The sequence below is a fragment of the Epilithonimonas zeae genome (assembly GCF_900141765.1).
Classification (GTDB): Bacteria; Bacteroidota; Bacteroidia; order Flavobacteriales; family Weeksellaceae; genus Epilithonimonas; species Epilithonimonas zeae.
Map to the genome: position 1 here is coordinate 481428 of NZ_FSRK01000003.1, position 21224 is coordinate 502651.

Below are 21224 nucleotides of genomic sequence, written 5' to 3' on the forward strand. Positions count from 1 at the left end.
AATGTAAATCCCGTTTAACAATTAATTAATAAAAATTAACTTTCATTATAACAAATCACATTCTTAAGTACGATTAACATTAGGAAAAATAAAAATTTATTATTTTTGCAATCCATTTTAAAAATCTATTAATGGTCCAATTTCTAAAATCGAAAAAGAAAAAAAATATTGTTCTTATAATATTGCTGGTGATTTGTTTTATAGAAGGCTTAGTCATCGGGAAATTTTACAATGACAAAGATGATAAGGTCTATCAGGTAAACATCGTCAAAATCAATAACGAGAAAGACAGCATCGACCATCTTCAGCTGAAAACCGATTTGGCGATGGTAGACCAAAGTATCCGCAGCATCGATGGATTCCTAAAATCTAAAAATGTTTCTGACATTCGCATAGAAAATTTGGCTAAAGACAGCCTTCAAAATGAAATTTATCTGGCAAAAGTGAGCAACCGATACAGCCAATATTTGGTAGATTTGGAACAAAGATTACAGCAAGTTCCATTGGGAATTCCGACAGATGGCTACATCTCTTCTAATTTTGGAATCAGAAAAAATCCAATTCCTCCAAAATCTACAGAAGTTGCCAATAACTCTAATATCGCAGAAGAAAAAGACAGTCTTGGAAATGTCGTAAAAAGACAAGCTGTGGTAAAAGAAGACAGAAATGCATCCAGCAATGCGCCGGCAGAAAAAGACCAGATGCAGTTCCACAAAGGATTAGACGTAGCTGTAGCTTACGGAAGCCCTGTAAAAGCAGCCGCCGCAGGAAAAGTAATCTTCTCTGGCGTAAGAGGCGGTTACGGAAATTGTGTGATGATAGAACACGGCAACGGTCTTGTGACTTTGTACGGTCATCTTTCCGAACTTTTGGTTGAGGCTAATGACCGAGTGAAAGTAAACCAAATCATTGCAAAATCTGGCAATACAGGACGTTCTACAGGACCTCATCTTCATTATGAAGTTCATAAAAATAATCAGCCGATCAATCCGAGGTTGTTTTTGAATTTTTAATTAAATGAGTCTTCGAGAGCTTCAGACTGACAAATAAAAATTTGTACTAATGAATTTTCTGAATTTAGATTATCTTAAAAACGGTTCTGAAATACAGAAAAGAATTCATTTTGTCTTAGAAAAACATCAGATTTTTGATAAATTAAAGGAATACAATCCTATTCTCACAGGCACTTTTCCCATTAATATCAATATCGAAAAAAGCGATTTGGATATTATTTTGGAGAGTGATGATTTGATTAAAGCTCAAGATTTTATCATTAATGAATTTCAGAATGAAAAGGACTTTGAAATTCACTTTTGCAAAATGAATGGCGTTGATTCTCTGGTTTGCAATTTCACTATAGAAGAATTTCCGGTAGAGTTATTTGCTCAGAACGTTCCGACGAAACTTCAAAATGCTTATCGTCATATGATAATAGAATATGACATTCTGGAACAGGAGGGCGAAGAATTCCGAAAGCAAATCATCAATCTAAAAGAAAAAGGTTGGAAAACAGAACCTGCTTTTGCTGAGTTATTAGGCTTAAAAGGAAATCCTTACCTCGAACTTCTGAATTATAAAAAATAAAAAAACGCTCCAAAAAATCTGGAGCGTTTTTCACAATATATTTTGAGGAAATTACTTCTTCAATACTTCAAGAAACTCATCGTGAGAGATTTTAGTTTCTTTCTTTTTAGACTTCTCAAGGATAACGTCTTTCAGTTTCGCCATAGCTACTTCAGAAGAAATTTGTCTTACCTGGTTCTCATCTTTCAACATTTCTGCAGCATATTTTTGAACCTCATCATCTCCTAAGTGGTGAATTCCATAGATGGCTAACTGGTTTCTTACCAATTGCTCAGCTTGTCCAAGAACTTCTGCATAATCCAAGTTGATCTCATTATCGTTCATCAATTTTCCTTCTAGGATTTGACCTTTGATAATATTTTTCTCGTTTTCAAGGATTTCTTTTGCTTGCTCCTCTGAAGTGATGTTCTGGTTAGAGAACAACAACCATTTGATTAAGAATGCCTCAGGTAATTTGATTTCTTCTTTCTCGTTTACTTGCTCCAAAATTTTGTTTACGAAATGAACATCAGCATTTTGTTGGAAATACTCATCCAACTCAGTTTTTACTCTCGCTTTCAATTCTTCTTCAGTCGTGATAACATCTTTACCGTAAACTTTGTCGAACAATTCTTGATTAAGTTCTGCCAGGTTCAATCCGTAGATATCTTTTACAGTTACTTCAACCTCGTTGTGGTGAAGGTGCTCTGCCTCTTCTTTAGAGAAACCTAATTGTTTTGCCAATTCTTCTTTAGCAGCAAGGTCTTCTTTAGAAACTTTTACAGAATCATCTTTCTTCAATTTTTTAACCAAATCGTAAGCTTCTTTTTGCTCTTTAGAAATAGTTACATTTTTCGGAGCGTGGTGGTGCTCACCTTCTGCGTCTGCTTCTACAACCTGAGAAACTTCTAAAGCTACGTAAGAATCTTTACCTATTTTTTCTTCAGGAACTCTTTCTGCAAAACGCTTTTGCATATTTTCTACACTTGTAGAGATTTCTTTGTCAGAAGCTTCTACTTTGTAGTGAGGCGCTTCATATTTAGTCAAATCTACAGTGAATTCTGGCTCATATCCAACTTCAAAAGCTACAGATAAAGATTCTGCATTGTGGTTGAAATCGTTTACTGGCTGAGGAACCGGCTGACCAACCAATCTCAGTTTGTTTTCGTTTACATAACCGTTTAGAGCTTCAGAAACCTGCTTGTTGATTTCTTCGAAAGCGATACCAGCTTCATATTGTTTTCTTACCATACTCAATGGCACTTTCCCTTTTCTGAATCCAGGAACTTGCGCATTTTTTGCATAGTTGATTAATTGCTTTTCTACTTTTTCCTTATAATCTGCTTTCTCCAATGTCACTGTAAGTAATGCACTTACCTCATCGTGGTTTTTAGCTGTAACGTTCATTAATTGAAATTTTTAGGTTGCAAAAGTAGGTAAATTCTGAGGAAATTCAAAATTATTTACTTCCTTGATATTTATAAAAAAATCATAAAGTTTTCGCAAAAAAATAAAGATGCCTTTTGGAAAGACATCTTTATTTCAACATATTAAATAAATATTGGATTAATGAGCATCTACAGTAATATCAACATCTGTTTCACCTCCGGTAGTTTGACCTAGCTGATTAGCTGCAGAAGGATAATTTTGATTAACTGTAGCTGGACCGTGAACCAACTTGATATTCATTTTTCCGGTTTCCTGTGTAGAATTAATGGTCCATTCTGTTCTAAGACCTAATTTTTGTCCATCTGTTCTTACAATATCATTAGCAGCTCTCACGACAACAATATCCGCATTAGCAGGATTGAATGTAATAAAATGATGATCCTTCTCTTCCTCTATCTCATCCGAAGAGTGGTAATGATCATCGTGCTTGATTTGGAAATCCAAAACAGCAGAATAAGTATCGCCAGCGTGCAAATGCAAATGCCCATCTGCAACACCAGAAATTACACTAATAGTTTGAACATCACTAGCATTAGCTTTATTAGTTAATGTCAAAACTACTTTTCCGATTTCATCGTGCTCGTGTACGTCTTCTGGAACATCATCATCGCTGTTTCTACAAGACAAGATAAAAAAGGCTGCTAAAAGTGCTAGTGTAATATTTAATAATTTTTTCATTTCGATTTAAATTTTAAGTTTGTAATAATTAAAAATTGTATTTCAGAGTTACCACGAAGTTTCTTCCCGGCTCGTACATATAATATCTAAGCCTGTTCAGATATTCTCGATACTCTGTGTTAAATAAGTTGTTGATTCTGAAATTGACATTCAGATGTTTGAATAAGTTGGCGCCCAATGTCGCATTGAAACTTGTATAGGCTGCAGGCGGCGTACTGAAATCGACAATCTCACTTCTCTCCACACCATCTTTTATAAAAGTAACAGGAAGATTGGCAATCGGATAACGTTTCTGCCTGAACACATTGTCATTTTCTAATGTTATATAGAATTGAGACGGCTTGTGCAGCATAATTTCAATTGAGTTTCTGTTTCTCGCCGGCATCATCAGAATCAATGGCTGATTGTTCGTTAGGTCATCGCCTCTCAAAACGCTGTAACCTGATTTCCATTTCAGATTATCCAAAATTGACAGTTCTGCATCCATATCCACACCTAGCACTCTTGCTTTAACTTGCTGATAAGATTCTACAGGGAAAACGCCTCTGTTGGTGTTCAAAACACCCGTCGGAATTTGATTAATAAAACTATCAGAATACATCAGATAAGGATTCGCTTCGATATGAAGACCTTTCAAGACATCAAACTGACCTGCCAAAGAAAGATTCACGTTGTTAATCGTTTCTTTTTTGATACTCAGATTCCCTTCCTCCATTATGGCTGCAGAGTGATGTAATCCGTCCGCAAAAAGTTCCGCAGGATTCGGCGTTCTTTCCGCTCTCGAAAGATTGAGTTTGAATTCAAAATCTTGAGTTGGTTTATAATTCAGACCGACATTGGCAGAGAGGTTATGATAATCCAGAATCGGTCTTGTCAGAATTCGGCTTCCGGATTCGCTTACAAAGAATTCCGAAAATTGGTTGGCATAGTTATCATTCCATTTATCAGAATCATAATATTTGTACGCATCATATCGGCTGAAGTCATATCTCACTGCAGCTTCTGCATTCAATTTTGAACTGAATCTATATTTGAAAATTGAAAATGCGCCGGCGTCATATCGGTAATAATCCGGAATCAGACGTCTTGCTTTGGTTGCTGGGTCCGGGAAATTATCCTGAAAATTTCCTGAAATTCCACTTTCTAAACTCCAGTTCAAACGCTCAATCAAATGAACCAAACTGGCAGAATGCGTAATTAACCTCAAGTCCATTGATGGAACATTAAATAATTCTCCTCGTCTGATATCAAATTCCTTTCTTCGGTTATACTGAAAGCTGTATTGAAAAGTCAGTTTCCCAAAATCGGCGAAACGTTTGTAAGCGGAAACTTTAGCAATATGATGCGCAACTTCCTGCTTAGGATTATCAATATCGTAACTGAAGTTATCCAAAAAATAAGGTTGCCCAAAATTCACAGCATTGTAGAAATCCTCCGGGCTCGACAAATGCGCCCCTTTGTAAATCCCGAATTCCTGATTGGTTCCGCTGTAAGAAACATCAAACCCTTGTAGAAAACTATGTTTCCCGAAAGAGAAATTAAAAGAATTAAACTCCTGACCCGTATTCTGCAATGTATGATGTGGAATATATTGGTCACCTGTTTTTCTGTAAGTTCCACCAGCTTTTATAAACCAATCATTTTCCCAGGATTTAAGGACTGTAGCGCCTAACTCGCCTCCTCTTCCATTAGAAATTCCGGAAAGTCTAATGTTGCCCATTATCGTATCTTTCTTGGGTAAAATAGCTGGCTCCAAAACGACAACACCGCCAACACCTTCATTGCCATATTTCAGAGCGGAAGCACCTTTTACAACATCGATGTGTTCAAAATCGTTGACATCCACATTGGGTGCGTGTTCTACTCCCCATTCTTGCTCAGCCATTTTCACACCGTTGTTCAGAATAGAAATTCGGCTTCCGTACAAGCCACGGATAACAGGTTTTGTGATATTATTCCCCGTTTTCAAAGCTGAAACACCTGTGATTCTGGATAATAAATTTCCCAGATTTTCCGTGGAATTCCTCTCAATTTCTGTTTTGTCCAGCGTACTCATAATCACAGAACTTTTGGTTTTGTGACTGCCGTGGAGTGTAACGCCTTGTATCTCGTTGGAATGGTGCTCCAATGTGATGGCCAAATGCAAGTCTCTGTCGACTTTTACATTTTCAGTATAATCGTCGCAGAGAGGATGCTTTGCGACCAGTTGATATGACCCTGCAGAGATGCTACTGAATGAGAACCTTCCTTTTTTGTCGGTTTTCGTGGTAGAATTTCCTAACGTTACAACAGCATTTTCCAACATTGTTTTGTCATGAAAATCCTGAACAGTTCCCTCTACAGAATAGCTCTGCGCAGTTACTAATGAAAGCCCGAAAAAGACCAACATCAGATTTATAATGTGTTTCATTTTTGTAAAATGTGTAATATGAGGTAGATGCTAGAATTTAGATTAGAGATATTAAAACTCAATTCTAAAGTCCATCTTTTTTATTGAATTAATTATTGACGCAATTTTGGAGCGTTGAATCACACGCAGCCCGACCTGAACGGAGCTCTTTTTCTTTTTTAGCAAAAAAAGAAAAAAGCGGGAGTGGAGGGCGGATAAAGCTGCCCAAATAATTTTCGGATTTTTACCTACTACCAATATGTCGAGACTTCGTCTCCTTTTAAATGGTTGATATTTACGTTACCGAAATTACAAGACTTCGTCTCTTGCCAAAATGGTTTGAATTAATTCAAAGAAGTTCTCAACGGATTATTGAGAAAATTGGAATTTAAGAAAGTGCGGGTGGACCGCGAAGCTGAATGGTTGATTTGGTTTGTTCCCAAATTTTTTCCTGAGCGGAGATGATCTGCTCGGTTTCTTGTGTGTGGTTCTCAAAATGAAAAGTGAACTGCTCCGGAACCAGCGTGTTGCCCGTTGCCAAAAAATGACAAGCCAGACAGTCACCTGATTGATTACTCGAAAGCTCCTTCGTAATAGACTTTTCTGTTTTTTTGGAACCAGAATCTTTGAAAAAAGATTCGCCCTTGTGATTATGTAATTCTGAAGAAAACAAAACCACAAAAACATACATCGCGGTGAAAAATACCGAAATGATTTTCTGAAATTGTTTGTTTTTCTTGTTCAACATAGCCACAAAGGTAGAAATTTTTTATAACTGAATCTAATATTATGTTAAATTCTGGAAATATTTAGACTTTAAAAACAATGTAAAAAAAATTCTCGCAGATTTGACAGATCCCGCAGATGATTCATAAATCTGCTTAATTTGCAAAATCTGCGAGAATAATTTTATCGAATTATTTCAAAATTCTATTTCTCTTCATCGAAGTATAAACGGTAATATTTCCCTTTATCATCCTGTCCGGTTTCTAATTTGTCTCGGTCGCCGTGGATGTAAATGTGGAAATTTTTATCGAGTTTGATGATGGATTTGAAATGTCTCTGCTGCTTTTTAACCGCCTGATTGTTAATAGGAAAATCTTCTGCAATCGCAATCTGCATATCCTGCTCATAGTCGGATTTGAAGTTAGAAAAACTTTCGATCACACTGTCATCTACCAAAACTTCTTTGACAAAATCATCGTATTTGAACTCTTCTTTATCTTTGAAGAAATTGATAGATTTATTCAAGAAGTCGGCTTGGTCAGCCTTAGAAACCTCAAATTCCTCAGGTAATTTTTGGGTAATGAAATCTTTGTAAACAGACAAAGTTTCCTGCGTGTAGAAGTACTCATTGTCGCGTTGTTTTACTTTTAGGAAATCCTCAAACCAATAATAGATGTCGCCGTTTTTGTTGTTATCTATCACTGATAAAACGTAGCCACTTTCTTTTTCGCTGTTATAAATCAAAGCCGCTTTATCAATTTTTGACAAACTGATTCCAAAATCTCTTTCGATTTCAAAAGATTCGTCCTGAGGATTGATTTTCAGAAAACCTTCTCTCTTTTCGGTTTTGAAAATCCCGATAGAATCCGTCTTCTCACTTTTGCCATCTGCAGACTCAAAAACTTCGCCTTCAAAGTAAACCAGGAACATCTCACCTGCCTGAACTCTCGGATTTTCAGCTGCTTCGTAAAGATGTTTGGCAATGTTTTCAGATTCCCACTGGAATTTGGATTTATCTTCAAAAATCTCCGACACAGCACTGTAAACAGGATTATTAACCAAATAAGAATCACTGTAAAACTGAAACTGCTCCTCAGATTTGAAAGCATTGATGAAATAATTTCCCAGCAATTCTTTCATCTCATCTTCCAACTGAAGCTCTTCCTGAGAAAGCGTTAAAGATTCTCCATTGATTTTATTCCCGACTCTGTGAACTGTAATTTTTGAAAACATTTTTTGTTGTTTAGGATTGCAAAGATAATTTATTCTCTTCTTTTCAACGAATGACAAATTATCTTTTCAAACACTTTCTAGTCCCTCTCAAATTTTTCTATCTTCAATTTCGAACTAAGCTCTTTAATATAAAAAGAAGCAATTGCCCGTGAAAATGTTGGCAAAAGTTCGCCATCATTAGACAAAACAATGATGGTGTAGCCTTCCTTCGGAAACCTCAAAATATCAGACAATCCCGGCCCGCCACTGTGACCGGCATACAAGACATTTTCTTTGCCGACAACCCAGCCAACTTTTGAAAAATCAGCATCTTTACCATCGATTTGGTCTGTTTTGTAAATATAATTTTCAGAAAAAGAATTTGGAAATTGGATCTCGTTGTCCAAACCGATGGCCCAGTTTGTCATATCATCAATCGATGCAAAATAGCCTCCTGCCGGATAAGTGTATTGAGGATACAGATATTTATAGGCCTTCATTTTTCCATTAAGGTCATAATAAGTAGTGATTTTTTCCGGGATGATATCGGTTCGCAAAAACTGACCATTCACTTTGTATTCCATATCGAAAGCACCATCATTCATTTTTAGAGGCATTGACACTTCATCCTTCAAAATCTGAACAAAAGGTTTGTTATAAATCTGTTCAAAAATATAAGACAACACCATAAAATCCGACTGCCCGTACTGCTGTTTGGAACCGGTCTTGAAAATCAGTGGCAGTTTTTTAACAGCCTCGACAATTTTTTCGGTGGGCAGATAGACATCACTTTCGTAATAATCCGCAATTCCACTGGAATGATTAATCAGGTTTACAATTTTAATAGCCATCCATTCTTTTGGACAATCTTTGATATATTTCGAAACAGAATCTTCCAGATTGATTTTCTTGTCATACATCGTTTTCAAAAGTAGCGTAGATGTCAGCAGTTTAGTGCAGGAAGCTATTTGGAAATTGGTGTGTTCCGTGACTTTATTTTTCCAGTCGAGATTTGCAAAACCGTAAACCGTTTTCTTAATGACTTTTCCATTTTTGACAACAGCCACAGCCATTCCCGGAATTTTCAAATTTTTCATCTGCTCGTTCACAAACTGGTCCACATTTTTGCTGATGGCACTCTCATTAGTTTGCCCGAAATGTAAAGCTGAATAAAGAAAGCCGAATGTCATCACGAGTATTTTTTTCATAATTATTATGATTTAATTTTTATCACTATTTAATTAGTTATTCAAAGATGAAACTTAAACCCAATTTTACAACTATATTTTTAGTTAAAATTATATTAAATTATTTTATGTTGATCTTCAAACCTTATCAATAGGGACAAAACACTCAACTATAAAATTATGATTGAATTCTATAAAATAATAACACATTATAAAAACACATCATCACAAATACCCAGAATATTTTATCTTTGATACAAACCTTGATCAAAATGACCTCATCCTCTCAAAAATATATGCTGTTCTTATTTTTATTAATGACATTCTCTCTGTCGAAAGCGCAAACCATAGAGGAAGAAGTAGCGAAAAAATCCTGCGAATGCATCCACAGCAAACTATCCCCGGAAGGAACCATCTCCCAAACAGAAACCAAAAGATGCATTTCCAAAAGTGGCGACGAAGTCCTGAAATCCAAAGATCCACAAGAAGTCAAAAAACTGACAAAAAATATGGAAGAAACTGTCGAAAGACTAAAAATTGTATATCAGTTGGTAGGAAAATGTATTCCAAAAACAGATTCCAAATAAAAATCCCTCAGCAAAAAGCTAAGGGATTTTTTTGGTTTATTGTTCAGTGCCCTTCAGATCCGTTCTGTAAGTTTCCGTTTTCAATTGTGAATTGGATTTCAATTTCCCTTTCACCGAAACATCAAAACCGTTTTTCTTGATGAAAACACTGGAGATATATTGGTATTCATACTTGGCATCGTCTTTATATTTCTTTAGAGCATCCGCCATCACTTTATTGAAGGTCTCAAGAGAAACCTGACCAAAATCAAAAAGTTCATCCTCCAATTTAAAGTCTTCTGCACCAATTCCAGAAACCTGAATGTCTTTTTTCTGCGGTTGGTGCCATCCGTCTACATTTCCAAGATATTGTATCTCTTCCACTCTCCTTTTGTCCACATTATCCTGATAAACAATCGTCAGATACAAATAATCTTTTTCACCAGCTCTTTGGATCATCCCTTCTTTTGACGGACGGAAAATGTTAAAGGAAACTTCATCCATCACTTTGGCTCCTGCGCCGGATTTCTTAACAATCTCATCGTACCATTTTTTCACTTCTTCCGGCTTAGAAAAAAACTGATAATCTATTTCTCCTGCCCCAACAGTTGCTTCCGTTGCAGAATTCACAGTTTCTTTTAATTTGTCACAAGAACTCAAGGTGGCAACAGCCATCATACAAACAAATAATTTTTTCATAATTTTTTGGTTTAGAATTAGTTGAAAATTATAAAAAAAATCAATACCGCAGATAATCTTCTTCAAAAAAATAAAAATCCCCAGGTATGTCACTCGGGGATTTATTTTAATTTTTCTTTACAAAAACCTGTTGTACAGTTTGAAGTTCAGTCTTGTTGAGATGAGATGTTTTCTCAAGCTTTGCTAAGAAAAAAGCAACCTCTTCTTTGGATGCAGGCGAACCGATATTTTCACATTTATCATCAAAAGAATCGGCCAAAATTTCACCTTTAGGATTTATCATCAGCCAAAAAGGAAGCCCTGCCGTTTCTCCTTTATATTTATTCATTAATTCCTGCCCACCGGGATTTTCTAAATTTTTCTTCTCGCCACGTTCCTGAACATCAATATAAGCCGTCACATAATTCTTATCAAAAAGTGGTTGTGTTGTCGGCAGATTCATATTCTTTTCCATCAGCTTGCACCAGCCACACCAGGAAGCGTGGAATATCAAAAGGACATTTTTATTCTCTGCTTTAGCTTGGCTTAAGGCTTTATTCAGGACTACATCTGCTTTTTCCTGAGCGAAATTCATTTGGATTACAAACAATGCGAAGAGCACCAGAATTTTTGAAATTTTCATTAATTAAATATTTAGTGTAAAACGAATGTAAGGATTATTTCTTTCGGAATAAAATTCATCAATTAGTGGCAAATAAAAAACCCAGCCGAGGCTGGGTAAAAACTAATAACCATGAAAACTCAAATTAAACATGAGAATCGCTTCAATTAGAAACAATAACCACGCCACGAAACTTTAAAGCTTTCATAATTAATGTTATAATTATGTTAAAATTCGAATTATCATTTTCCGCAAACTAAAAAATAACAAAAGTCCCCTTGCATACGCTAGGGGACTTTCTATATTGCGTGACTCGATGAGTCTTATTTTACCTCTTCAAAATCGGCGTCTTGAACATCTTCTGCTCCGTTTGCACTTCCTTGAGACTGTCCTGCATCAGCACCTTGAGCCTGTTGACCTTGTGCATACATTTCTTCAGATGCTGCCATCCAAGCTGCATCAAGAGCTTCGGTTTTGACTTTCACATCATCTCCGTTTTTAGCTTCGAAAGCGGTTTTCAATTCTGCGTGTGCAGTTTCGATTGCTGCTTTTTTGTCAGCAGACAATTTATCACCGAATTCTTTCAATTGCTTTTCAGTTTGGAAGATCAATCCATCAGCTTTGTTGAAGATTTCAACTTCTTCTTTTCTCTTGTTATCTGCTGCAGAATTTTCCTGAGCTTCTTTTTTCATTCTTTCGATTTCCTCATCAGAAAGACCAGAAGATGCCTGAATTTTGATAGACTGCTCTTTACCTGTTCCTTTATCTTTAGCAGAAACGCTCAAGATACCATTTGCATCGATATCGAAAGTTACTTCGATCTGAGGAACTCCTCTTTGTGCTGGTGGAATATCTGTTAAATCAAATCTACCAATCTCTTTGTTATCGTTGAACATAGGTCTCTCACCTTGTCCTACTCTGATACTTACTGCAGGCTGATTGTCAGACGCTGTAGAGAAAACCTCAGATTTTTTAGTTGGGATCGTAGTGTTCGCTTCAATTAATTTAGTAAAAACAGAACCCATAGTTTCGATACCTAAAGAAAGTGGCGTAACGTCTAACAAAAGAACGTCTGTAACATCTCCCGTTAAAACTCCACCTTGGATAGCTGCTCCGATAGCAACAACCTCATCCGGGTTAACACCTTTTGAAGGTTTTTTACCGAAGAATTTCTCAACTTCTTCCTGAATGATCGGGATTCTTGTAGAACCACCTACCAAGATTACCTCGTCGATATCTGAGATAGAAAGACCTGCATCAGAAAGCGCTTTTTTACAAGGCTCCATAGAACGTCTTACCAAGTCAGCAGATAATTGCTCGAATTTAGCTTTAGTCAAAGTCTTAACCAAGTGTTTAGGACCTGAAGCTGTAGCTGTGATATAAGGAAGGTTGATTTCAGTTTGAGGAGAAGAAGACAACTCGATTTTAGCTTTTTCAGCTGCTTCTTTCAATCTTTGTAATGCGATTGCATCAGATTTTAAGTCAACACCTTCTTCAGCTTTGAATTCGTCTGCCATCCAATTGATAATTACATCATCAAAATCATCACCTCCTAAGTGCGTATCTCCGTTTGTAGACAATACTTCGAAAACGCCGTCTCCTAAATCAAGGATAGAAACGTCAAAAGTACCACCACCTAAATCATAAACTGCAATTTTTTGGTCTTTGTGAGACTTATCCATTCCATAAGCCAAAGCTGCTGCTGTAGGCTCATTGATGATTCTTTCTACTTTAAGACCAGCGATTTCTCCTGCTTCTTTAGTAGCTTGTCTCTGAGCATCATTAAAGTAAGCCGGAACAGTGATTACCGCTCTTGTTACTTCCTGTCCAAGATAATCTTCAGCAGTTTTCTTCATTTTCTGAAGCGTCATTGCAGAAATTTCCTGTGGTGTATATTCTCTGTCGTCAATTTTTACTTTTACAGTATCGTTTGGTCCAGCAACTACTTCATAAGGTACTCTAGAAATCTCCTGAGCATCTTCTTTGAAGTGAGTCCCGATAAATCTTTTGATTGAATAAACCGTTTTCTTTGGATTGGTTACAGCTTGTCTTTTTGCAGGGTCACCTACTTTTCTCTCACCATCTTCTGTGAATGCCACGATAGATGGCGTAGTTCTTTTACCTTCTGCGTTAGGGATAACTACAGCATCTTTACCTTCCATTACTGCTACGCAAGAGTTGGTAGTACCTAAGTCAATTCCGATTATTTTACTCATTTTTATATGTTATTTTTTGTTATTATTAATGATTACAATCTGCAATTCTCAATATCTGTACCACGACATAAAAAGTGACAAATTGTCATTAATAAAAAAACTCCGTACTAGACGGAGTTTCGTTTAAGTCAAATTTTAGTTAGTTTAGTTCTTGATAAACTTCATTGACTTGATGAAGTTACCATTGTCATAAGTTCTCACATAATAAGTTCCGACAGGAAGGTTTTTCACATCAATTTTGTCCGTTTCATTTTTGATATTAGCTCTTTTCACCAATCTTCCATCATTACCAAAAATTTCCACTTCATTGATTTTCACCAAAGGCGAAGCAATTGAAATATAATTAACTGCAGGGTTTGGAAAAATATTAATCGAGTTTGATTTCTCTACATCATCAACACCCATAGTTGATGAGCAAGCGTTAGAATTCAATAAACTAGCTCTTGGTCCTACCATTGTATTCTGAGCGATTGTTTTTTGTCCGTTTGTAAAAAATGCCATCTGATTATCTTGTACGTAATCCATATAATTCATAAACATTGCACCATTGTTTGTCGAAATACAGGTATAAATATTTACGTTGGTTGGTTTCGTAAAGTGTGGATAATAAGTAGCAGGCGTATCAGCACAGAAATCATCCCAACCCGTTTTACCACAATTACTTTTTACTGGAGAATTACCATAATCTTCCACAGAACCCCAAGGATGTTCCAGTCCGAAATAATGGCCAATCTCGTGCGTTGCAGTCCTACCTTTGTTGTAAGGATAAACAACTGTTCCTGTAGTTCCAAACTGTTTATATCCGATAGCAAGCCCATCGTAAGCAGCACCAGCAGAATCCGGAAGGTAAGCCCAACCTAAATAATCTGCTGACATATTACCAACCCAAATATTAAGATACTTTGTAGGATCCCAAGCTACCAAACCCGAAGTTTTGTAATAATTGTCATCAAAATTGAAATTTGCCGTTACAGATTTTCTTTCGATTCCTGTAGTCGCAGAACCATCTGGTTTTTTGGTCGCCATACAAAAAGCCAATTCCATATCAGCTGCGTTTCCCTGGAAGTAAGAAGGAACAACTGTATTGAAATCTACATTGAGTTTTCTGAAATCGTCATTCAACACTTTGATTTGAGAAGCAATCTGAGCTTCAGATATATTCATAGCAGTAGAGGAATATAAAACATGCACAACAACGGGAATGGTTACAACACCTGCTCTTCTAGAACTTGCATAGTCATTGTGAACCAAATAATCTTTCAGAGCTTCTCTGTTTGCTTTCGCTTGTGGATTAGCAGCGTAAAATTCTGCCATCTTCTTATCCGTTCCACAAGTTCTTTGTCCGTAAGCACTCAAGCTTAGAACGCTTACTAATGTTAATAGAATTTTCTTCATATTTATATTTTTTTTAATAAAAGGGAAGCAAATGTATTAAATTTTTCAAAACAACAAGATAATTTTATTAAAAATTTAAAATAATATCAAAAAGCAACCTGTACAAAGCATTTATACTCAATTTAAAATTTAATTGACATTCTCGAAACATTAGTAAGCTCATTAAGATTGTAGTTTTCGAACCCAAATTAATACAATGAATTTTACTAATTTTGAGATAATCAAAAACCCGATAATGCCACAAGAATTTAATCCGCGTGACGTCACTTGGCTCGGTTTCAACGCCAGAGTTTTACAGGAAGCAATGGACAAAAGTGTTCCGATACATCTCAGAATTCGTTTTCTAGGAATTTTTTCTAATAATTTGGATGAGTTTTTCCGCGTGAGAGTTGCAGGATTGAAACGTGCAATGGACTTTAAACAAAAACTTCTTGCCGAATCTTTCTACGATGCACCTTCCAAAATTCTTCAAAAAATCAATAAATTGGTTATCCATCAGCAGGAAGATTTTGACAAAACATGGAAAGATGTTCAGCGCGAAATGGCAAAAGAAAAGGTTTTTATCAAAGATTATAAACATCTGACAGCAGAGCAAAAAGAATTTGTTGTCAAATATTTTGATGAAGAAGTGGAGAGTAATGTCATCCCGATTTTGCTTCACGACAATAAACCCATGCCTTACCTTCGGGAAAAAAGTCTTTTCATTGGTGTGGCAATGCGAAGAAAAGAATGGCAATACGAAAGTCAATATGCGATTATTGAACTTCCTGTAACCGCTAACGGGAGATTTGTTCTTTTGCCGACAGAAGACAAAGAACAAAAAGATGTGATGCTTTTGGAAGACGTAATTATCTATAATCTTCCGCATATTTTCTCCTATTTTGGTTATGACGAGTATACGGCACATTGTTTCAAAGTGACAAAAGATGCAGAATTTGACTTGGATAACGACATCAAAACAACCTTAGCAGATAAAATCGAAAAAGGAATTAAAAGCCGACGAAAAGGAAAACCGACACGTTTTGTCTTCGATAAAGAAATTGATAAAGCTCTGCTGGAATTTCTCATCAAGAAATTAAGCTTAAGCAAAAAAGACAGTATTATTCCGGGACAGAAAATTCATAATTTCAGGCATTTTATGGATTTTCCTGATGTGTTCAAGGCTTATCAGAAACCTGTAGAAAGGACAACTTTCATCCACCCCGAATTTGCTAAAAAACAGAGAGTGACGGATGTGATCATCAAGAAAGATGTGTTACTGACTTTTCCTTACCATTCTTATGACTCTGTCATTGACCTATTGAGAGAAGCAGCGATGGATCCTGATGTGAAATCAATCCAAATTACGGCGTACAGACTGGCATCGAGTTCCAAAATCGCCAATGCTTTGATTAATGCTGTTCGAAATGGTAAAGAAGTAACGGTAATGCTGGAACTGAGGGCGAGGTTCGATGAAGAGTCTAATCTTTGGTGGAAGGACAGATTCGAGCTGGAAGGTGTAAAAGTTCTTCTCGGAATTCCGAATAAAAAAGTCCACGCCAAATTATGCATCATCAAGAAAAGAGTGAATAACCGAACCATCCAATACGGTTTTGTCAGCACAGGAAACTTCAACGAAAAGACGGCAAAAATCTATGGTGACCATTTGTTAATGACTTCCAACAGAGCAATAATGGCAGACATCAACAAAGTTTTTCTTGCCCTTAACAAACCAAAAGCAGACCCAACCATCGCTTTAAAAAGTTGTAAAACCTTGATGGTTTGTCCGGTTTTTATGAGAGAAAAAATCATCGCTCACATCGATAAAGAAATAGAAGAAGCCAAAGCTGGCAGAAAAGCAGAAATGATTGTCAAAGTTAATTCCCTGAGTGATAAAACTTTGATTTTGAAACTTTATGAAGCTGCACAAGCCGGTGTGAATACCAAAATGATTGTCCGAGGCATCTATTGTGCTGTGAATCAGAAAGAATTCAAGAAGAAAATCTATGCGATAAGTATTGTTGACGAATATCTGGAACACGCCCGAGTGATGTATTTTTATAACAAAGGTGCGGAAAATATGTACATCTCTTCTGCCGATTGGATGACCCGAAATCTGGACTACAGAATAGAAGCTGCCACTCCGGTTTTGCAAAAAAACCTGAAAAAAGAACTGAAAACCCTGCTGGATATACAGCTGGAAGACAATGTGAAAGCCAGAATCCTGGACAAAAATATGCGAAACGAATATGTTGAAAGTGATAAAACAGACCAGAAAAGGTCACAAATAGAAACTTATAATTACCTGAAAAACCAGAAATATTAAGAATTTACTTTAAATTTATGCTTTAAAATTCGTCACAAGAAAATGATAATCGCCGCTATAGATATAGGAAGTAATGCCGCAAGACTGCTCATCAATGAAGTAAAAGAGTCTAAAGGAAAAGTAGAATTCACGAAACTGAATCTTCTTAGAATCCCTTTGCGATTAGGCTTCGATGTTTTCAGCAAAGGCGAAATTGGTCCGGAAAGAAAGCAGATGGCCATTAATACAATGAAGATTTTCAGTCAGTTAATGGCAATGTACAAAGTGGAACATTACCGTGCGTGTGCCACAAGTGCAATGCGAGATGCCAAAAATGGTCAGGAAATTATTGACATTGTAAAAGAAGAGGCCGACATCAATATAGAAATCATTTCAGGCGATGAAGAAGCGACTTTGATTTATGAAAATCACGTTGCAGAAGGTCTTGACAAAAACTTCGCCTATCTCTATGTGGATGTTGGCGGCGGTTCTACGGAACTCACTTTCTATGAGAATGATAAGATGAAGTATGAACATTCTTTCAATATTGGAACAATCAGACTGCTAAATGGTTTGGTAACTCCAAATATTTGGGAGGAAATGAAGGAGGAAATTAAAGATAAAATCAAAAGTAAAAACCCGGTTGTAGCCATCGGCTCCGGTGGAAATATCAACAAAATATTTTCTCTCAGCAAAACCAAAGATGGAAAACCAATGCCTGTTTCTGTCATCAAAAAATATCTGAAAGAGATGCAAAATCTTTCCGTAGAAGAAAGAATGCAGCTTTACCAGTTCCGGGAAGACCGCGCAGATGTGATTGTTCCGGCGCTTCAAATCTTCAATAATGTCATGAATTGGGCAGAAATCAAACACATCTACGTCCCAAAAATTTCCGTTGCAGATGGATTGATTCATAATATTTACACAAATCTTATAGACAAAAAATAAGGATATCCAAATTGCAAAATATTGTTCTGAATTCAATTATATTAATAATAATTCTGGATTAATTTTCAATTCAAATCTTCCCGAAAGCACCCATTATTACAAGCTTTATTAAATATTAATTAAACTTGATTTAAAGTACCCGAAGAGGATATTGTTTCATCTTTACGCCAATCTAAATAAAAGTAAAAATGAAAAACAATTACCTTTTCAAAGGTCTATTGCCTATCGCTGCGTTATTTTATAACCCGGCTCAGAGTCAGTCTCTACTCCATTATTGGAACTTCAACAACAATGCTAATGCTGCAAGTATTACAACTCCTACCTCTACTCTAATAAATGGCTCTATTAACGCTAGTTCAACCGGCACAGGAAGTACAGATACGTTTGTTGATTTTGCTGGAGGGACTGGACAAAACTTCAATGTGGATAATCTGAATGCAAGAAACGGCGACGCTTCCGGAACACATTTGAGATATAATTATCCTATTAATGGAACCATCCAATTCAATATCCCAACAACTGGCTATAATAATATAGTTATCAAATTCTCAACAAGAAGGTCTGGTTCCGGTGCAGGGAATCAAGTTTGGACGTACTCTTTGGACGGAACCAATTTTATTGAATATCAAACTGTTGTGTCAAAAGATACTAATCCTGAGTTGATTACTTTTGATTTTTCAGGTGTAGCAGGTGTTGCCAACAATCCTAATTTCAAGCTCAAAGTTCAGTTTACTCAAGGCGCCGGCGGTGCTGTTGGAAATAACAGATTTGACAATTTCACAGTGGATGGAAATAACATCGGTGGAACTGATACAACAGCACCGACCGTAACTTATTCTCCTGCAAACAATATCAATAATGCTTCAACAAGTGTTAATCCTACAATCAAATTCAATGAGAATGTAAGATTGATTGACAACTCGCCAATCACTTCTGCGAATGCTCAGAATCTTATTGAATTAAAATTAAATAACGTTTCAGGAAACGTAATTCCATTCACAGCGACATTTGCAGATAATCAAATTACAATTATCCCGACTGCAACTTTAAATCCAAATCAAACTTATTATTTGGCATTGAAACCAAATATGGTTGAAGACGAAAGCGACAATGCTGTAACAACTTCTACTTCTAGTACATTCACAACGGCGGGAACAAGCATTTCATTAGACAAAGCTCTAATTAAAGTTGATGAAAGTGCCGGAACTTTAGCATTCAAAATCAATGTTACGAATCCTTCTACTGCGACAGTTAATTTAATTGCAAAACCAACTTTCGGAACCGCTGACAATAATGACTACACTTTCATTTCCGAGGTTATTAATATTGTTCCCGGAACTTCAACTTATACCGTTAACATTCCAATTATTGATGATTCGAGACAAGAACAGCAGGCTGAATATTTTGTTTTAAGTCTTGAAAATCCTGTTGGTGCAACTATTTCTGGAGATGCATCTTCTACAGTCTATATTATCGATAATGATAAGCCAGCTCCTGCACCATCTAACCAAATCACGTTGAATTACATCGGAAGCTTTGACCCTTCCAGTAACGGCAACAGCTCTACAGAGATTGTAGTTCACGACCCAGCAACCAAGAGATTATTCACGATCAGTTCTTTGACGGATGTTTTTGATATTATTGATTTCTCAAATCCATTAACTCCAACGGTTATCAAAACCGTGGATATGAAGCCTTATGGAGGAATCACAAGTATTGCTGTGAAAAACGGAATCCTAGCTGTAGCGTCACCAAACGGAACAGATGCACAGCAAAATGGCTCGGTTGTTTTCTTTGATATTAATGGAAATTTCCAGAAACAATTGACAGTTGGTGTTTTACCAGATATGGTAACTTTCACACCAGACGGAAACAAAGTAATGACCGCCAACGAAGGCGAGCCAAATGATGCTTACACTGTTGACCCAGAAGGTTCTATCAGTATTATTGATATTTCAACAGGAATTGCAAATATTTCTCAGTCTAATGTAACAACACTTTCTTTCCAAGGTTATAATGCTCAGGAAGCTGCCTTCATCGCATCTGGTGGAAGAAAAGTAAAATCTACGAGTACACTAGCTCAAGATCTTGAACCGGAATATATCGCTATCAGTTCAGACAGCCAAAAAGCCTGGGTTTCTTGTCAGGAAAACAACGGAATCATCGAGGTCGACCTTACGACCAATACTTTAGGAAACATCTGGGGATTAGGCAAAAAAGATATGAGTCTTCCAGGAAATGGCTTCGATGCTTCTGATAATAACGGTGAAGTTTTGATTGCGAACTGGCCTGTAAAAGCTTATTATAATCCGGATGCAATGGCTTCCTTTAAAATCGGAAACACCAATTATCTGGTAACTGCGAATGAAGGAGACGAAAAAGATTTAGGTGGATTCAGTGAGAGAACGACAGTTGGTGCTAATGGCTATGTTTTAAATCCAAATAATTTCCCTAACTCTTCCATCTTGAAAGCTTCTCACAACTTAGGGAGATTCCGCGTAACAAATGTGAATGGAAACACAGATTCGAACTCAGACTTTGAAGAAATCCACGCTTTAGGAGCAAGGTCTTTCTCTATCTTCAATGCGGATACAAAACAAATCGTTTATGACAGTGGCGATCAGTTCGAAAGATATATCGCAGCCCATCATCCTTTGATTTTCAATGCAGATAACGAAGCAAATGGCGCTAAAGTAAGAAGCCGTGCAAAAGGTCCTGAACCAGAGGGTGTGACATTAGGAACGATATCAGGGCAAACTTTCGCTTTCATCACTTTGGAAAGAACCGGCGGTGTAATGGTTTATAACGTAACAGACCCAAATAATGTAACCTTTACAGATTACAAACACTCCAGAATGACTTCTGCTTATGGAGGCGACAATGGTCCGGAAGGCATCACCTATATTGCTCCTGAAAACTCAGGGACAGGAAAGGGTTATGTTGTGATTGCAAACGAAATCAGCGGAACTTTATCGATGTACGAAGTAGCGCTTTCACCAACTTTAGCAGCAGGCAATGTTAAAAATGAAAAAACAACATTCAACATCTTCCCGAATCCGGTTAATAAAGGAAATATCTTGTATTTCAACAGAGTTCAAAGCTATGAGTTGTATGATATGTCAGGAAAAATGTTATCCAAAGAAAGTAATGCTTTAACTATTGATACTTCCAAACTTTCAACAGGTGTCTATCTAGTAAAAACTTCTGAAGGCGAAACGAAGAGAGTCATTGTAAAATAATTTTTTTTTCTTCTTTTTTAATTTTTTAGCCTCAGATTTTTCTGGGGCTTTTTATTGAGATCAAATTGAAAA

At 36.6% G+C, this 21224-nt stretch carries 16 protein-coding genes; 6 read left to right on the plus strand and 10 right to left on the minus strand.

Translation table 11 applies throughout. The annotated features are described in order from the left end of the window. The first annotated feature begins 131 nt into the window (after positions 1-131). Positions 132-1013, plus strand: a complete 882-nt coding sequence (locus tag BUR19_RS18465) for a M23 family metallopeptidase (RefSeq protein ID WP_074236983.1) — start codon at positions 132-134, stop codon at positions 1011-1013. 49 nt (positions 1014-1062) lie between these two features. Continuing rightward, positions 1063-1584 carry a DUF4269 domain-containing protein gene (locus BUR19_RS18470; protein WP_074236984.1) on the plus strand — a complete coding sequence of 174 codons (522 nt, stop codon included), beginning with the start codon at positions 1063-1065 and terminating at the stop codon, positions 1582-1584. A gap of 51 nt (positions 1585-1635) precedes the next feature. Here BUR19_RS18470 and BUR19_RS18475 read toward each other — a convergent pair whose 3' ends face one another. The 6 genes from BUR19_RS18475 to BUR19_RS18500 form a co-directional block, all read right to left on the minus strand. Then, positions 1636-2970, minus strand: coding sequence for a trigger factor (locus BUR19_RS18475; RefSeq protein WP_074236985.1), 1335 nt, complete (start codon positions 2968-2970; stop codon positions 1636-1638). Between the two features lie 159 nt (positions 2971-3129). Beyond that, on the minus strand, positions 3130-3690 hold the full coding sequence (locus tag BUR19_RS18480) for a hypothetical protein (protein WP_074236986.1): 561 nt from the start codon (positions 3688-3690) through the stop codon (positions 3130-3132). A gap of 28 nt (positions 3691-3718) precedes the next feature. Then, complete coding sequence (locus BUR19_RS18485; RefSeq protein WP_083600825.1) at positions 3719-6100, minus strand: TonB-dependent receptor; 2382 nt, start codon at positions 6098-6100, stop codon at positions 3719-3721. Between the two features lie 367 nt (positions 6101-6467). Continuing rightward, positions 6468-6827 (minus strand): hypothetical protein, encoded by a 360-nt coding sequence (locus tag BUR19_RS18490; RefSeq protein WP_074236988.1) that lies wholly within the window; start codon positions 6825-6827, stop codon positions 6468-6470. Positions 6828-7009: 182 nt separating this feature from the next. Continuing rightward, positions 7010-8038 carry a nucleoid-associated protein gene (locus BUR19_RS18495; protein WP_074236989.1) on the minus strand — a complete coding sequence of 343 codons (1029 nt, stop codon included), beginning with the start codon at positions 8036-8038 and terminating at the stop codon, positions 7010-7012. Positions 8039-8115: 77 nt separating this feature from the next. Next, the gene (locus tag BUR19_RS18500) at positions 8116-9225 is read right to left on the minus strand and encodes a serine hydrolase domain-containing protein (RefSeq protein ID WP_074236990.1); all 1110 of its coding nucleotides are present in this window, start codon (positions 9223-9225) and stop codon (positions 8116-8118) included. A 251-nt stretch (positions 9226-9476) separates the two neighbouring features. On the opposite strand from BUR19_RS18500, the gene BUR19_RS18505 reads away from it, so the two are divergent. Further along, positions 9477-9791: a hypothetical protein gene (locus tag BUR19_RS18505; RefSeq protein ID WP_139297429.1), complete on the plus strand. Its 315-nt coding sequence runs from the start codon at positions 9477-9479 to the stop codon at positions 9789-9791. A 36-nt stretch (positions 9792-9827) separates the two neighbouring features. Here the strand turns inward: BUR19_RS18505 and BUR19_RS18510 are convergent, their stop codons facing one another. From BUR19_RS18510 to BUR19_RS18525, 4 genes are all read right to left on the minus strand, one after another. Continuing rightward, positions 9828-10469 carry a hypothetical protein gene (locus tag BUR19_RS18510; protein ID WP_074237050.1) on the minus strand — a complete coding sequence of 214 codons (642 nt, stop codon included), beginning with the start codon at positions 10467-10469 and terminating at the stop codon, positions 9828-9830. Positions 10470-10575: 106 nt separating this feature from the next. Then, positions 10576-11091 carry a thioredoxin family protein gene (locus BUR19_RS18515; RefSeq protein ID WP_074236992.1) on the minus strand — a complete coding sequence of 172 codons (516 nt, stop codon included), beginning with the start codon at positions 11089-11091 and terminating at the stop codon, positions 10576-10578. A gap of 302 nt (positions 11092-11393) precedes the next feature. Then, entirely contained in the window at positions 11394-13286 is a 1893-nt protein-coding gene (gene dnaK, locus BUR19_RS18520; protein ID WP_074236993.1) for a molecular chaperone DnaK, read from the minus strand. Between the two features lie 144 nt (positions 13287-13430). Beyond that, on the minus strand, positions 13431-14681 hold the full coding sequence (locus tag BUR19_RS18525) for a zinc-dependent metalloprotease (RefSeq protein WP_074236994.1): 1251 nt from the start codon (positions 14679-14681) through the stop codon (positions 13431-13433). 235 nt (positions 14682-14916) lie between these two features. Between BUR19_RS18525 and ppk1 the strand changes: the two genes are divergently transcribed. The 3 genes from ppk1 to BUR19_RS18540 all read left to right on the plus strand — a co-directional run bounded on the left by ppk1 (position 14917) and on the right by BUR19_RS18540 (position 21152). Then, positions 14917-16986, plus strand: coding sequence for a polyphosphate kinase 1 (ppk1, locus tag BUR19_RS18530; protein ID WP_074237051.1), 2070 nt, complete (start codon positions 14917-14919; stop codon positions 16984-16986). 42 nt (positions 16987-17028) lie between these two features. Further along, a complete protein-coding gene (locus BUR19_RS18535) occupies positions 17029-17913 on the plus strand; it encodes a Ppx/GppA phosphatase family protein (protein WP_074236995.1) in 885 nt (294 codons plus the stop codon). Between the two features lie 188 nt (positions 17914-18101). Further along, a complete protein-coding gene (locus tag BUR19_RS18540) occupies positions 18102-21152 on the plus strand; it encodes a choice-of-anchor I family protein (RefSeq protein ID WP_074236996.1) in 3051 nt (1016 codons plus the stop codon). The last annotated feature ends 72 nt before the right edge of the window (positions 21153-21224 follow it).

Bases quoted from the DNA above. Each gene is read 5' to 3' on its own strand.
- BUR19_RS18465 (WP_074236983.1), top strand. From the start codon at position 132: ATGGTCCAATTTCTAAAATCGAAAAAGAAAAAAAATATTGTTCTTATA.
- BUR19_RS18470 (WP_074236984.1), top strand. From the start codon at position 1,063: ATGAATTTTCTGAATTTAGATTATCTTAAAAACGGTTCTGAAATACAG.
- BUR19_RS18475 (WP_074236985.1), bottom strand. From the start codon at position 2,970: ATGAACGTTACAGCTAAAAACCACGATGAGGTAAGTGCATTACTTACA.
- BUR19_RS18480 (WP_074236986.1), bottom strand. From the start codon at position 3,690: ATGAAAAAATTATTAAATATTACACTAGCACTTTTAGCAGCCTTTTTT.
- BUR19_RS18485 (WP_083600825.1), bottom strand. From the start codon at position 6,100: ATGAAACACATTATAAATCTGATGTTGGTCTTTTTCGGGCTTTCATTA.
- BUR19_RS18490 (WP_074236988.1), bottom strand. From the start codon at position 6,827: ATGTTGAACAAGAAAAACAAACAATTTCAGAAAATCATTTCGGTATTT.
- BUR19_RS18495 (WP_074236989.1), bottom strand. From the start codon at position 8,038: ATGTTTTCAAAAATTACAGTTCACAGAGTCGGGAATAAAATCAATGGA.
- BUR19_RS18500 (WP_074236990.1), bottom strand. From the start codon at position 9,225: ATGAAAAAAATACTCGTGATGACATTCGGCTTTCTTTATTCAGCTTTA.
- BUR19_RS18505 (WP_139297429.1), top strand. From the start codon at position 9,477: ATGACCTCATCCTCTCAAAAATATATGCTGTTCTTATTTTTATTAATG.
- BUR19_RS18510 (WP_074237050.1), bottom strand. From the start codon at position 10,469: ATGAAAAAATTATTTGTTTGTATGATGGCTGTTGCCACCTTGAGTTCT.
- BUR19_RS18515 (WP_074236992.1), bottom strand. From the start codon at position 11,091: ATGAAAATTTCAAAAATTCTGGTGCTCTTCGCATTGTTTGTAATCCAA.
- dnaK (WP_074236993.1), bottom strand. From the start codon at position 13,286: ATGAGTAAAATAATCGGAATTGACTTAGGTACTACCAACTCTTGCGTA.
- BUR19_RS18525 (WP_074236994.1), bottom strand. From the start codon at position 14,681: ATGAAGAAAATTCTATTAACATTAGTAAGCGTTCTAAGCTTGAGTGCT.
- ppk1 (WP_074237051.1), top strand. From the start codon at position 14,917: ATGCCACAAGAATTTAATCCGCGTGACGTCACTTGGCTCGGTTTCAAC.
- BUR19_RS18535 (WP_074236995.1), top strand. From the start codon at position 17,029: ATGATAATCGCCGCTATAGATATAGGAAGTAATGCCGCAAGACTGCTC.
- BUR19_RS18540 (WP_074236996.1), top strand. From the start codon at position 18,102: ATGAAAAACAATTACCTTTTCAAAGGTCTATTGCCTATCGCTGCGTTA.